Source organism: Olleya sediminilitoris (assembly GCF_016785945.1).
Lineage (GTDB): Bacteria > Bacteroidota > Bacteroidia > Flavobacteriales > Flavobacteriaceae > Olleya > Olleya sediminilitoris.
On the sequence record NZ_JAEMEF010000008.1, the window covers coordinates 1 to 13,024 of the forward strand.

Here is a 13,024-nt window from a genome sequence, read left to right on the forward strand (position 1 = left end):
CTGAATACGCTGGGTTACCTCCACTAATCTCGTTGTTTTTGATACTTAAATCTATACTGGTTAATCCATCTGGTGTACCATCATCACATACTGATAATGCTGTTGGTGTGACTGCTGTGGGTAATGGATTTACAATTAAATCAAAAGTAGTGCTACCAAAACATGTTGGATTAGCATTTTCGTTTACACGAACATAAATAGTTTGTTGAGATACGACTGTATTTTGATATGCTGTTGGATTTGTAATTGGATTCATTTCTGATGACAAATCAGCCATATTTTCATAAAAAGAAACAGTGTAATCATTAGGATCTTGAACTCCTAAAATTGTCAACTCTTGTGAGGTTAGGTCAAAAACCTCAAATCCATCCTCTGATAGATCATCACATACTATCATATCCATTGGTTGTGTTGCTTCAGCTACAGCATTAACAACTAAAGTAAATTCTCCATTTGGGTCTTGACTAACAGCATAACAAGTTGAGTCTAAAATATTTTCTACTCTAACAAAAATAAATTCACCGTTGCTTCCGTTATACGGACTTGTTAAAGCGTTAGTATTTGAATCTGCATCTGTAAAAGAAGTATGATAAGTTACATCAAAATCCGTAGCAGATTGTGTCCCTAGTATAGAAAGTGTTTGAGATTCTAGATCAAAAAGCTCAAATCCATCATTTGAAGCATCATCACATACTTCCATATCCATAACAGGATTAATACCTGTTATGATAACGTCCAGATTAAATGAGTCTGTATCAAAACAAGTTTGAGACGCAGTATCATCAATTCTAACGTATATTGTTTCAGGATAAGTACCACTACCTATGTAATTTGAAGGATCTACAATTTCATTCACACCATTTTCAGCGTCAGTTAAAAGAGTATAATAACTAACATTTACTTCAGTTGGATCTTGAGTACCTATCACTTCAACATCGTTTAGGGTGAGATCAAATACCTCGTCTCCGGTAGGATTATCACAAACATTTATATCTATAGTATTTTGTATTATGGCGCCTGGAATAAATTCTACAACAACAGAATCAGAAGTTTGACAAGTTCCAGAAAAGACAACATCTACACTGTAAACTCCATCCTCAGTAGCATCTAATGTGGACCCTGTTTCTCCTGCTATAATATTACCATCCAAATACCAAACATGAGTAGCTGAAGGAACATTTGTATCAAGAGGAATTACACCTCCACTACAAATTGCTGTACCTTGAGCTATCGTTACATCTTCACCTAAATCACCACCTAAATCGAAAGAGCCAGCGTCTAAAAACACAGCTGCGTTATATGCTGAATCTCCATCATCAGCTATAACTAATTTTATCTTATAATTATTATTAGGTATGACATTTGCAAAAGCTGTCATTGGACGAGTATAACCTCTAAAATCAATTGGAGAATTTATTGTAGGTTCTCCTCCTGCACCATAATATGAATCAAAGTATCCTGGATTAGCTGAGGCACAAGAGGCATTATAAGCATTATCTCTTACTGTAAAAACAGACACAACATCTGTTGTTCCTGGCACAATTGCTAAATTAGTTACATTTCCAGTGGTAAGATCTGTTAATAAAAAGGCAAATGCATCAGTATAACTACACTGAAAACCTCCATATTCTTCTGAAGCAAATAAGAAATCAAAACTTATGGAATTAGCAATTGGAGCAAAATTAAATTCAATGTAAGTTGCATCGTTAGTATCCCCTAAGTTTAAACCAGGAATTGCGGTTTCTAAATCAGCATCACCTGCCCATCCTCCACTACTTTGGATTCCAGTTTCAGGTCCTTCAGCTTCCATAGCATCACCAGAATTTAAAACAATTCCAGATTCAAAAGCAAAAGCACCAGGAATTGCTGTAAAATATCCTATACCGTTTTCTTGTCCAAAATTAATACCAGTACTAGATCCAATAGAAGAAACAGTAGCACAAGGACTATTAATTAAAACATCCTCTACTAACTCATCTACAGTATATGTTGTTTGATCAACATCAATATATGGGCTTAAAACTTCAACTTCAACAGTGACTGACTCTGAGCATCCTGTTGGATTAATGTCACTTGCAGTAAATGTCACAGTGTAAGTCCCAGTATTATTATAGTCGTGACTAACAGACTGTCCTGTTGCTGTGGTACCATCACCAAAATTCCAACTATAAATAGCACCTGTATCATCATCTCCAAAAACAGCACTACCATCAAAACTAACAGTTCCACCCAAAGCAATCTGAATTACTCCTGTACCATCGGCTACTGGATTTGTAGAGTCAATTGTCGGCGTAATATCTTGACAAGACTGTAAACAAGACACGTTTGCAGCCCATCCTAAAGTATTGGTACTAGCATCTGATACAAACTCGATTGTTAGGCAACCTGAAGGACTGGTAGAAGACGCAGCAATTGTCCCTGGATTATTAGCTGCTCCTCCTCCTGAAAAAACACCAATAATATTTGCTGTAACATCATCACCATCATAAATAGTCATTACATCAGTACTTAATTGAGTACTAAATAAAGTAAACTGTAATTGGACAAACTGATCAGGTCCATCAGGGCAAATAGTCATTACATAGTTTTCATCATCATTATAATTTGATGTTGTTCCTCCAGAATCATAAAACACCCCAGAACATTGGTTAACTGTTCCGTTTTGCATAATAATATCTTGTGATTTTGCAGTTAGAACAATACTGAGGAAGGTTATAACTAGTAGAAGTTTTTTCATTTTTTATTATAAAAGGGATTAATATAATTACGATTTACAATTATACTAAAATTATGATTAATAAATTTAGCAAAAGCACCATTATACGTGTTAAAATCAACAAAATAACTTTCGTTATATGTAAGAAAAATATAGATTATTTAAATTAACAACTCATTCTTTTTTAATAAAACAATTTTAATCTATTTATTCCTACCCTAAGAAAAAGATTAGCATTAATAATTATATTTGTTCAAAACAAAAAATATTTATTATGGATTTACAAAAATGGATTGATAAAGGCACTGAGTTAATTATTGAATATACGCCTAAATTAGTAGCTGCTATTGCTATTTGGATTATCGGTAATTTTATAATTAAGCAATTAGTTAAAGGCTTAAAAAAATTAATGGCAACTAGAAGTTATGATGAAAGTCTTCAGAAGTTTTTACTAAACCTTATCAATTGGGTTTTAAAAATTGTTTTAATAATTGTAGTACTAGGTACTTTAGGTGTTGAAACAACTTCTTTTGCTGCGATTATTGCTGCTGCTGGTTTAGCAATTGGTCTAGCATTACAAGGTTCTTTAGGTAATTTTGCTGGTGGAGTTTTAATAATGCTATTTAAACCTTTTAAAATAGGAGATTTAATTGAAGCTCAAGGAGAAGTTGGCGTTGTAAAAGAAATTCAAATATTTACTACAAAACTTACAGGTTTATCAAACAGAGAAATCATTATACCTAATGGTTCATTATCTAACGGAAATATTATTAATTTTTCTACGGAAGGTACACGACGTGTAGATTTAGTTTTTGGTGTAGGATATGATTCTGACATTAAAAAAACAAAAGACGTTTTAATGAAAGTATTAAAAGATCACCCAAAAGTTTTACAATCTCCAGAGCCAACTGTTAATGTTATGGAACTAGCTGATAGCTCTGTTAATTTTGCAGTTAGACCATGGTCTACAACTGAGGACTATTGGACTGTTTACTTTGATGTTACTGAACAAACAAAAGAAGCATTAGATGCTGCTGGAATAGAAATACCTTATCCTCATTCTGTTGAAATACAAAAAGAAGGATAATTATTTTTTAGGTTTTGGCTTTAAAGCAACAAAATCTTTTAAGTAATAAGGCTCAAAATAGGCGACATCTTCGATGTCGCTTTTTTTATACTTATCAAAACTTAATGCACTCATTTGTTCTGCAGAGGGCAACTTATTTTCAATAAAAATTGCGTTAGCGTGAGATAATAATGTTTTAGTTTTAGCAACACCATCACCAATAAAAAAGACTTTACCTATGTTTAATTGTTCTTCAAAAGAATTTTCGTCTAATATTTGAGCTTCAATCTTCCTAAGCAATCTATTGTTTATATCAAAAATAGCAGAATAAACTTCTAAGCGTCTTGCATCTAACATTGGCACAATAAGACCAGAATCTGCTTCAACTTGTTTTGCTAAAGCTTGTAAGGTAGATACAGAGATTAAAGGTATATTTAAAGCGTAAGCTAAACCTTTTGCTGCAGAAACACCAATACGTAGTCCTGTATAAGAACCAGGACCTTTACTTACAGCAATTGCTTGTAATTGTTCTGAATTTATTTTAGCTTCTTTTAAAGCCTCCTCAATATAGACATGAAGTTTTTCTGCATGAGAATATCCATTTCCATAATCTTCTTTTAACACCAAAGTCTCTCCTTGGTTAGAAAGAGAGACTGAACAGTTTGTTGTTGATGTTTCTATATTTAATATATATGCCACTTTTATTCTGTTATTGGTTTGTCAAGATAAAAATCTAAAACTTTAGTTTTAAATATAAAATCGTATTTAGCATTAATTAACGACGATTCTGCATTTACTAACCTTAGTCTTGTTTGTTCTAAATCAAAAGCATTCATTACTCCAATATTATAACGTTCTTGAGAATTTTGAAAAGCAATTTCTTGTGATTCTAAACTAGATTTAGCAGCTTCGTAAGATAAATATGCTGCTTTAGCATCGGTAAAAGCACGTTGTACATTAGCTTCTACATTTAATTTTGTTTGTTGCAGATTAAGTGTTGCATTTTCTTCTTGAATTTTTGATCTAGCAACATTTGTTTTGTTTTGAAATTGAGAAAATATTGGAATATTAACGTTTAAACCAAAACGATGACCTTTTTGTTGATTTAATTGATCAAAAAATGACGCTTCAGTATCCAATAAATTGGAAAAAAACACATTTGATCCAAAACCATAACTTAATGACACTATTGGTAAAAACCCGCTTTTAGATATCTCAGTATTTAATTGAGCATTTTCTATATTTTTTTCTGCTACTTTAATTTCGTATCTATTATCGATTGCGTAAGCCACAATTGGTTGGGCATTATCGTACATTAACTCTGCTGTTGGAGAATCGATTTCTATTACCTCAATTTGAAATCCTTTGTAAGGTAATTGTAGTAATTGAGATAAAGTTAAAAGCGCTAAATCATAATTGTTTTGTGCTACAGTTACGCTTTGTAAGTCTCTACTTAAAGTGGCTTTTGCATCAAAAATATTGGCTTGTGGTTGTACACCTGCTTCAACTAATTCCTCAACTTGTTTTAATTGCTTTTTGGTAAACTCGTATTGTGCTTTTGCAATGTCTAAATTTTCAATATTAAATAATACGTTTAAATAGGCATTAACAACATTTAATGAAATATCATCTTTAATTCTATTTAATTCTAATTGATTGGTTTCTAGATTTAATTGAGATTGTTTATACAGATTAGTTAGTCTAAATCCATTAAACACGGTTTGACTAGCACTAACACCAATATTTGTACTATTATCGGTTCTCTCTACAAACTGACCAGGAAACAACTCTCTATTTCCTAACGAGAGACTATGACTTAAGTTAGCACTTAAACTAGGCAAAAACTGTCCTTTTGAGGCAATAATATCTTGCTCGTTCGATAATAAAGTATTCTGACCTTGCAATACATTAATATTGTTATTTAATGCATGAGTAACACATTCTTGCAACGTCCATTTTTTTTCTTGAGCTACTGCTGTTATAGCTATAAAAAATGCTAATGTAAATTGTAATATATTTTTAGTCCTCATCTTCATCGTTATCTTCTTTTGATGCTTTGTTCCACACTTTAATTTTATCTCCTTCTTTAACACCATCTGTAATTTCAACATTTATACCGTCAGATAGTCCTAATTCTACATTTTGTTTTTCAAACTTACCAGCTTCTTTTTCAATTTCAACAAAAGGCTTTTCTGTAATTCTGTTAAACTGAAGTAAAGATTCTTTGATTACTAAAGTACTATCTCTACTTTCCATTTCTATTTCTGCATTAGCACTATAACCAGCTCTAATTTTAGTTGAAGGCTCTACAGTTACATCTGCTTTGATTGTAAACTGAACTGCTCCATTTTCTTCCATACCTTTAGGAGCTACAAAAGTTAATTTTGCTGGAAATTCTTTTTCGTTTATTGCTCCAAGAATGACTTTAATGTCTTTTCCTTCTTCTAATTTTCCTACTTCAGCTTCATCAACTTTTCCTTCAAAAATCATTTTACTCATATCTGCAATTGTTGCAATAGTTGTACCTGCGTTAAAGTTATTACTCTCAATAACTTGATCACCTTCACGTACAGGAATTTCTAGAATAGTACCAGGTATTAAAGCTACAATATTTGTATTTGCAGATCCACCACCAGATAAAGAACCACGTTTTATAATCTGATAATTATTTTGTGCTTGATTTAATGTTTCTTGTGCTTGATTTAAAGATAATTGACTGTTTTCAAAATCTTGTTTAGAAATTACACCTTTGTCAAATAATGTTTTATTACGATCAAACAACGTTTTAGCATTATTAAAAGATAGTTTTGCTGTAGATATTTGACCACTTGCTCCAACTAAGCTTTGCTCGTTTGGCACAACTCTAATTTTAGCTATTACATCTCCTTTTTTAACTATATCACCTTCTTCCACAAGAATTTTATCGATAATGCCTGAAATTTGAGGCTTAAGTTCTACCTCTTCCTCTGGGTTTAACTTACCTGTTGCAACAGTTTTGGTTTGCATAGATGTGTAAAAAGGAACTGCTGTTTTAAAATCTTCAACAGATTTTGAATTAGAATCTTTAAAGTATTTTAACACCATAACTAGTGCTGCTACCAAAGCTACTATTACAATTATTTTGATTATTTTTTTCATTTTTATACAGTTTACTCAGTTGATTTTATTGGTTTTAATCTATATTTTGATTGATTCTATTCTTCTCTTAAAGCATCAATAGGCTTTATACTTGTTGCTTTAAAAGCAGGTATTAACCCTATTAAAGTTCCTAAAAACACTAATATTAATAAGGCTATAAATACTACAGCAATAGATACTGATGCGTTGACAATAACAGCTTCTGTACCTTGTCCAAAAGCAGCATCAAGCGCTATTAATATCCAACCTCCACTAATTATTCCTAAAAGTCCAGCTAATAGCGTTATAAAAACAGCTTCTACTACTATTTGTCTTTTAATTTCATATGGTGTTGCACCTAAAGCACGTCTTACACCAATCTCTTTAGTACGTTCTTTAACCGTAATTAGTAAGATATTACCAATAGCAAATACTCCTGCAATTAAAGTTGCTATACCTACAAACCATGTTAGAAACTGCATACCAGTTAAAAAACCTGTGATTTTTGCAAATTCTTTTCCTAAATTAAAACTTCCAAAAGCACGCTTATCATCAGGATGTATGTTGTTTAAGTTTTTTAAAATTAGTTTAGCATCTGCTTCAATTTGAGAAATGTCATAATCTGCTTTTCCTGTAATCATCATCCATCTAATCTCGTCTCCCATATTATAAATTTGCTGAAAGGTTGTAAAAGGAATATGCATGTCACTTGATGGTCCCATATTAGCGTTACCTGTTTCAAACATACCAACAACTTTAAAATTCATTCCGTTTAACTGAATGTACTCGCCTATCATTTCAGCATCTTTTTCAAAAAGTTGTTTGTAAATTTCTTCTGAAATAACGACTACTTTTCGATTTTGATCGATATCTGTTTGGTTAATAAATCGACCTTGTATCATTTTCTTTTTTTGGACTTGATCCAAAATTGGGTAATCACCATTGATACTAAAATTTCCTGATAAAAAATCGTGAACTACTAATGCCGAATTTACGTTTCTTGGAACCACAAACTCTATTCCCTCAACGTTTTCTTCAATTTTTTTAGCATCACTAACCGTTAAGTTTACTTGTCTACCTTCCTGAAAACCTTTAAAAGGTTTACTAGTACTTTGTGCCCAAACAAAAACACTATTTGTAGCAAAGTCACCAAATAATCGATTAAAAGAATTTTCTAATCCCTTTGCGGATCCTAATAATCCGATAAGCAGTAAAATTCCCCACCAAACACCAACCATAGTTAATGCAGAGCGTAGTTTATTTTTACTTAAACTATCGTAAACTTCTTGCCATGTATCTCTTTCGAATAAAAACATTATAATTTAATCATTTCTAAGTGCAACAATTGGTTTAATTCTAGAGGCTTTTTTTGCAGGTAAATAGCCTGCAATCCCTCCAGCAACTATAAGTGTTATTGATGCAGCAACTACTACACTTAAACTGACAGATGGGTCTTTAATAAAATATTTTTCAAGCATTGGACCTGCTAACTCTACAACTCCCATACCTATGAGCAAACCTACAAATCCAGCTATTAAAGTAACTAAAATAGATTCTAACAATATGATAAGCACAATGGATTTGGGAGAAGCACCTAAGGCTTTTCTAATACCAATTTCTTTAGTACGCTCTTTAACAATAAATATCATCATGTTACTAATACCAACTATTCCTGCTATTAATGTTCCAAAACCAATAACTAAAACCATAACACCTAAACCTCCTGTCATTTGGTTAATAGCCTTAGACTCGTTTGCCAAATTTCTTACTCTAATGGCACGTTGATCGTTTTGAGATACTAAAAATCTATCTTTTAGCTTTTTTGTAAGTTGGTTACTAAACCCTATGGCTTGATCAAAATTTAAATTAGGATTATAAGTCAAGTTAATTTGGTCTATATAATCGTTATTACCATATACTTGCTGCGCTGTTGAAATTGGCATGTAGATTAAACGCTCTTCATTGTCTCCTCCATCATCACTAAAAATTCCAACTACTTTGTATTGTATTCCGTTAAGGTTAATGTATTTTCCTAAGGCAGTTGTTTTTAAAAACAAATCTTCTTCAACTAATCGACCAATGACCACTACTTTTGTTTTGTTATCCACATCTAACTGGTTGATGTAGCGACCATATTCCACTTTAGTGTTTTCTAAAAACTGATGATCAGGATGAACTGCTCTAATATTATAACTGCTTTGTTCGTTTCTAAAAGAAGCTATACCACCTCTGTAAACTCTTGCAGTTATAAATTGAACTTTATCCCCAAACTCATCTTTGATATATTGGTAGTCTTCATTTTTAAATTGAATTTGACGACCTGCTTGCAATCCTTTATTGGCTTTAGAGGTACGTCCAGATTGTATAAAAATAGAGTTAGCTGCATCATCAGCAAATGCATTATCAAATGTATTAACAAGACCGTTAACTACTCCAAATAGTATTGCGAATAAAGAAATAGCAAATGCTACGGTAAAACCAGACAGTAAACTTCTGGTCCTATTCATGTTTATACTTTGAAAAATTTCGCGCCAAAGATCTCTATCAAACATGTGCAGAAGCTCTTTCTTGATTAACAAATACATCTTCCATAATCACACCATCTTTGAGACGCACAATACGTTTACACATATTTGCAATATCCTCTTCATGAGTCACCATTAAGATGGTTTTACCTTCATCGTTTAACGATTGGATAAAATCCATAATCTCATAAGATGTTTTAGTATCTAATGCTCCTGTTGGCTCATCTGCCAACAATAATTTTGGATTTGCTGCTAAAGCTCTTGCAATGGCTACACGTTGTTTTTGACCACCTGATAATTCGTTAGGCAAATGGTTTGCCCAATTTGCCAATCCCACTTTTTCAAGATGAAATAACGATTTTTCTAAACGCTCTTTACGTTTTAGTCCTTGATAATATAGTGGTAGCGCAACATTTTCGATTGCATTTTTATAGTTTATTAAGTTGAATGATTGAAAAATGAATCCTAAAAACTTATTTCTATAAATTGCAGCTTTTTTTTCGGTAAGATTTACTATTGGTACACCATCTAAAATGTATTCGCCTTCATCAGCTTCATCTAACATCCCTATAATATTAAGTAATGTTGATTTACCAGAACCTGAAGATCCCATAATAGCAACCATTTCTCCTTCTTCTACAGAAAGATCAATTCCTTTTAAAACATGTAGGCTAGAATCGCCTATTGGGTAAGACTTATGAAGCTTGCTTATTTTGAGCATAATGATGGTTTTTTTTGATTGATAAATGACTCAATACAAATAAGACTACTAAGCTTATAAAATGTTACATAATTATGTAACTATTTTTTAAAATAAATATATTTTTTAAATAGTCTTATTCTTTTTTACTTTAAAATATTTCCAATAAATAAAAAATCCTAATCCAAAAACTAGGATATAAGGGATTGACATTAGGTACACGATACCATTGTTTATTCCTTTAGCAGCAGTTTGTCCTTCTTCGTTTTCTAAAACTGCACGACACATTGCACATTGTGCATTGCTATGGATTGTAAACAACACTGAAATCACTAAAAATGAAATTTTATTTTTCATACTTAAACGTAATAAGGCGAAATCATTAAATACACAATAACACCTGTTACTGCAACATACAACCATATAGGGAAAGTTATTTTCGCTATTTTTTTATGACGTTGAAAATTATTTGTAATACCTCTTACATAAGTAATTAACACAAAAGGAATAACTACAATTGATAGTAAAATATGTGTTATTAAAATAAAATAATACACATATTTAATCATGCCTTCTCCTCCAAACTTAGTTGAATCACTAGTCATGTGATAAGCAACATACATTAATAAAAATAAAACCGATAGACTTATAGCAAACTTCATTAAGTTTTCATGTAGTTTTTGGTTATTATTTTTAATTGCCCAAACAGCAATTATTAATATCAATGCTGTTAAAGCATTAACACCTGCATAAATTGGAGGTAAAAAAGTTAATGGTTCTATATTAAAACCAAAATCTTTTAATTTTATAGTAAATAGTATTGCAACTGCAACAGGAATTACAACAGATAAAATGATAATCCACTTATTGTATTTTTCCTCTCCATTTAGTTTTCTAGTACTCATAATAGTTATTAATAAATCTGACGGTTATCAGAATAATGTTTTCTTTACTCTTGCAATAATTTGGCAATATCTTCTTTCAAGATAGTAATTTCTTGATCATTTCCATCTTCATCTACTTTTTCCTGCTCACTAATAACGCCTTTGTAAAATATTTTAGGGTTACCAAAGTCATCTTGTCTAGATCTTAAATAACCTTCTTTATCCACTAAAGCAAAATCACCAGAATGCTCAAAATTGTCTGTATCAACAAAAATATTAAACCCTATGTTTGCTAGTTTGTAAATGTCTTCTTTTGCACCAGTCATTAAATGCCAATTGGGATTAGTAACACCATAATCTTCTGCATATGCTTTTAAGACCTCTGGAGTGTCATTATCTGGCATAATACTAAAAGAGGCAATACCAAAGTCTTTATGGTCTTTAAAATTGTTTTGAATAACTGTTAGGTTAGAACTCATCCTTGGGCAAATTGTTGGACATGTCGTAAAAAAGAAATCTACGACATAAACCTGACCTAAGTAATCTTTGTTAGTTATCGTTTTACCGTTTTGATCTGTAAAACTAAACTCTGGTACTTTTTTACGTTTACCATCTATAACCAAATAGTCCAATCCACTAGTTTTAGTAGACTCTGTATTAGTATTAACAAGTATACCTTCACTTCTGCTTTCGGCAGCACGATTAATATCTTTGTTATTTATACGATCTATTATTTTTGGAATAAAAATAATACCAAATAATAAGATTATAAATGAAACACCTATGTAAGAATAATTTGCCTTTTTGCTCATGATACTTATTAATTTAAATCCCCTTTTAAATCGTCAGCACGTCTTGAAGTAGAGTTAAATTCTCCTTTACGCTTTTGTCTATACTCAGTAAATAAAACACGCAAATCATCTGCTCCCATCACATTTTTAAGTTGTGCAACTTCGGCAGCATTATAAGCTGTTAAAGGATAAGCTTCACGCTTGTTTTCTATTTCTTTTTTAGTACGATTATCTAAACGACCACGTTGATCTAATGCCTTATCTATAATAAACACTTTGTTTGTAGAAAGATTAAAATCCAATACATCACTTGATCTTAAACTATTAAACATTTTTTTTATATCCGAATCATTTAAATACACAAACTTCCAGTATTTAAGTTCACCATATTTAGTAAGCTCCTGTTTTAATCTGCCTGCTGCTACTTTTGCTTCTTCAGAAACCAAAGTCACAACTTGAAATTTTTTAAAACCTTGAAACTTATCGTAGATTAATTCTTTAAGGTTAGACATCTCGACAACTCTAGCTTCTGGATCTTTACCTAAAAAGCCTAATACAGTAATGTAGTCTTTAAATTGAGCTTCAGTGTTTGCTGATGATAAATTTTGAAGATCTAAGACTTCTGTCTTAACAACTTCTAAAGGATTATAGTTGTTTGTTGAAGGATATAAAAACAATAAAAATATAACTGGAAGAAAAAATAAAGCGCTTAGGGTAACTACTTTTTTGATATTTTTTTTATCCATTTTTATTGTATTTGTAATGAGATTACAAAAATAAAAAAGGTGGCTTTAAAAAACCACCTTTTAACTATAATTTATATTGATAACTGTATTAAAAATCTCTTTTAATAAAACCTTTGTCATAAACGTTAAACACATAACCTCCTTCTTGTAACAAAATAAATATTATGTAGCAAATTAAAAAGATACCTGTCCAAACTACAGCACGTCTTAAACCAGGCACTTCATCTCGCATATGCATAAAGTCCCAAGTAATGTAATATGCTTTTACTATAGTTAAGATTATAAAAATCCAGTTTAAAAGTTTCATACCTAATACCATATTAGTTCCCCAAGATGGCTTGTATATACCTAATAAAACTTCAACTGCTGTAATAATAGAAAGTAAGATTAAAACTCCCCAAATTTTTTGAGTATTAGATTTAAACTTTACTAATCCTCTAAATATTTCTAATTTATGTGCGTCTGCCATGATATATTGT

General features: G+C 31.4%; 13 protein-coding genes. 1 reads left to right on the forward strand and 12 read right to left on the reverse strand.

The window, feature by feature from the left end; translation table 11 throughout:
* Nucleotides 1-2,737: choice-of-anchor L domain-containing protein (locus JAO71_RS09910; RefSeq protein WP_203000554.1), on the reverse strand; the 2,737-nt coding region annotated here is incomplete at its 3' end.
* A 253-nt stretch (nucleotides 2,738-2,990) separates the two neighbouring features.
* Here JAO71_RS09910 and JAO71_RS09915 point away from each other — a divergent pair.
* Nucleotides 2,991-3,803 (forward strand): mechanosensitive ion channel family protein, encoded by an 813-nt coding sequence (locus JAO71_RS09915; RefSeq protein ID WP_054852646.1) that lies wholly within the window; start codon nucleotides 2,991-2,993, stop codon nucleotides 3,801-3,803.
* On the opposite strand, the gene tsaB is transcribed toward JAO71_RS09915, so the two are convergent.
* The 11 genes from tsaB to JAO71_RS09970 all read right to left on the reverse strand — a co-directional run bounded on the left by tsaB (nucleotide 3,804) and on the right by JAO71_RS09970 (nucleotide 13,014).
* A complete protein-coding gene (tsaB, locus tag JAO71_RS09920; protein ID WP_203000560.1) occupies nucleotides 3,804-4,481 on the reverse strand; it encodes a tRNA (adenosine(37)-N6)-threonylcarbamoyltransferase complex dimerization subunit type 1 TsaB in 678 nt (225 codons plus the stop codon).
* A 2-nt stretch (nucleotides 4,482-4,483) separates the two neighbouring features.
* The gene (locus JAO71_RS09925; protein WP_162874862.1) at nucleotides 4,484-5,812 is read right to left on the reverse strand and encodes a TolC family protein; all 1,329 of its coding nucleotides are present in this window, start codon (nucleotides 5,810-5,812) and stop codon (nucleotides 4,484-4,486) included.
* Nucleotides 5,802-6,920: an efflux RND transporter periplasmic adaptor subunit gene (locus tag JAO71_RS09930; RefSeq protein WP_116823495.1), complete on the reverse strand. Its 1,119-nt coding sequence runs from the start codon at nucleotides 6,918-6,920 to the stop codon at nucleotides 5,802-5,804. Before JAO71_RS09930 ends, JAO71_RS09925 begins: the two co-directional genes overlap by 11 nt.
* A 56-nt stretch (nucleotides 6,921-6,976) precedes the next feature.
* Nucleotides 6,977-8,218, reverse strand: coding sequence for an ABC transporter permease (locus JAO71_RS09935; RefSeq protein ID WP_054852642.1), 1,242 nt, complete (start codon nucleotides 8,216-8,218; stop codon nucleotides 6,977-6,979).
* A gap of 3 nt (nucleotides 8,219-8,221) precedes the next feature.
* Nucleotides 8,222-9,451: an ABC transporter permease gene (locus JAO71_RS09940; RefSeq protein ID WP_028606830.1), complete on the reverse strand. Its 1,230-nt coding sequence runs from the start codon at nucleotides 9,449-9,451 to the stop codon at nucleotides 8,222-8,224.
* Nucleotides 9,444-10,145: an ABC transporter ATP-binding protein gene (locus tag JAO71_RS09945; protein ID WP_028289308.1), complete on the reverse strand. Its 702-nt coding sequence runs from the start codon at nucleotides 10,143-10,145 to the stop codon at nucleotides 9,444-9,446. Before JAO71_RS09945 ends, JAO71_RS09940 begins: the two co-directional genes overlap by 8 nt.
* 105 nt (nucleotides 10,146-10,250) lie before the next feature.
* Nucleotides 10,251-10,481 (reverse strand): hypothetical protein, encoded by a 231-nt coding sequence (locus JAO71_RS09950; protein ID WP_028606831.1) that lies wholly within the window; start codon nucleotides 10,479-10,481, stop codon nucleotides 10,251-10,253.
* A gap of 2 nt (nucleotides 10,482-10,483) precedes the next feature.
* A complete protein-coding gene (locus JAO71_RS09955) occupies nucleotides 10,484-11,029 on the reverse strand; it encodes a DUF420 domain-containing protein (RefSeq protein WP_054852640.1) in 546 nt (181 codons plus the stop codon).
* A 44-nt stretch (nucleotides 11,030-11,073) separates the two neighbouring features.
* The gene (locus tag JAO71_RS09960) at nucleotides 11,074-11,820 is read right to left on the reverse strand and encodes an SCO family protein (protein WP_116823497.1); all 747 of its coding nucleotides are present in this window, start codon (nucleotides 11,818-11,820) and stop codon (nucleotides 11,074-11,076) included.
* A gap of 8 nt (nucleotides 11,821-11,828) precedes the next feature.
* Nucleotides 11,829-12,545 (reverse strand): hypothetical protein, encoded by a 717-nt coding sequence (locus JAO71_RS09965; RefSeq protein ID WP_054852638.1) that lies wholly within the window; start codon nucleotides 12,543-12,545, stop codon nucleotides 11,829-11,831.
* A gap of 88 nt (nucleotides 12,546-12,633) precedes the next feature.
* Entirely contained in the window at nucleotides 12,634-13,014 is a 381-nt protein-coding gene (locus tag JAO71_RS09970; protein ID WP_028289313.1) for a cytochrome C oxidase subunit IV family protein, read from the reverse strand.
* Nucleotides 13,015-13,024 lie beyond the last annotated feature (10 nt).

Excerpts from the sequence above, each read along its gene's own strand:
- JAO71_RS09915 (WP_054852646.1), top strand. The coding sequence starts at position 2,991 with ATGGATTTACAAAAATGGATTGATAAAGGCACTGAGTTAATTATTGAA.
- JAO71_RS09925 (WP_162874862.1), bottom strand. The coding sequence starts at position 5,812 with ATGAGGACTAAAAATATATTACAATTTACATTAGCATTTTTTATAGCT.
- JAO71_RS09930 (WP_116823495.1), bottom strand. The coding sequence starts at position 6,920 with ATGAAAAAAATAATCAAAATAATTGTAATAGTAGCTTTGGTAGCAGCA.
- JAO71_RS09940 (WP_028606830.1), bottom strand. The coding sequence starts at position 9,451 with ATGTTTGATAGAGATCTTTGGCGCGAAATTTTTCAAAGTATAAACATG.
- JAO71_RS09945 (WP_028289308.1), bottom strand. The coding sequence starts at position 10,145 with ATGCTCAAAATAAGCAAGCTTCATAAGTCTTACCCAATAGGCGATTCT.
- JAO71_RS09950 (WP_028606831.1), bottom strand. The coding sequence starts at position 10,481 with ATGAAAAATAAAATTTCATTTTTAGTGATTTCAGTGTTGTTTACAATC.
- JAO71_RS09955 (WP_054852640.1), bottom strand. The coding sequence starts at position 11,029 with ATGAGTACTAGAAAACTAAATGGAGAGGAAAAATACAATAAGTGGATT.
- JAO71_RS09960 (WP_116823497.1), bottom strand. The coding sequence starts at position 11,820 with ATGAGCAAAAAGGCAAATTATTCTTACATAGGTGTTTCATTTATAATC.
- JAO71_RS09965 (WP_054852638.1), bottom strand. The coding sequence starts at position 12,545 with ATGGATAAAAAAAATATCAAAAAAGTAGTTACCCTAAGCGCTTTATTT.
- JAO71_RS09970 (WP_028289313.1), bottom strand. The coding sequence starts at position 13,014 with ATGGCAGACGCACATAAATTAGAAATATTTAGAGGATTAGTAAAGTTT.